A 608-nucleotide genomic window follows, 5' to 3' on the forward strand; every position below is an offset into this window, starting at 1 on the left:
ATTGTTTGCGTTTGGCACGTCGTTTGATGAAGTGGTCGTGGCGTTGTTTTTAACAGGCGCAGAACAAAAAACCGTCCCAAGGCAGATGTGGTCAGGGATCCGAGAACAAATCAGCCCGACAATTTTGGCTGTTGCGACCTTGCTGATTTTTATGTCCGTGTGTTTGCTCGTGACGTTGGAGATCTTAAGCAGACGCAATGTCCGTATTCGTGGGATTCAAGAATAAATAAGCCTTTTTCGGTTGCTCAGAGCTTTCTCGTCCAGGAATTACTCACCATTTTGACCGAACGCGCCTCCTTGTGGGCGCTTTTTTACGTCTGCGGCTCGATAGGGGGGCTATTTGATTTGTTGAATTTCTATTCCCGCTTGCTCAAAACGGGCGAATACAGGCCTGTGATGCTGCTGATACCAGCTCGCTGGCATGTTAGGTTTAAGCTGTAGCTTCTCCTGTTTGCTGATCACCACATAGTGCAAAAACGCGTTAAGCGTAGCCGTCATTACATCAAACGTCATCTCTCCATCTTTACTGATGGCTTTGAGCAAACCAACCACGGTTTCTTCAGGAATTAAAGGCTCAATAACCGCCTGTTTACGAGTTTTAAGGCTGA

At 46.9% G+C, this 608-nt stretch carries 1 protein-coding gene and 1 pseudogene; one reads left to right on the forward strand and one right to left on the reverse strand.

Features of this window, described 5'->3' with window-relative positions; translation table 11 throughout:
• Positions 1-226, forward strand: a 226-nt coding sequence (locus R7Q09_RS26825) for an ABC transporter permease (RefSeq protein WP_411913129.1), incomplete at its 5' end; no start/stop codon positions are given.
• Positions 227-336: 110 nt separating this feature from the next.
• Here R7Q09_RS26825 and R7Q09_RS26830 read toward each other — a convergent pair.
• A pseudogene (locus R7Q09_RS26830) lies at positions 337-608 on the reverse strand (hypothetical protein); the annotation flags it as partial.

Source organism: Vibrio sp. 2130-1 (genome assembly GCF_033339515.1).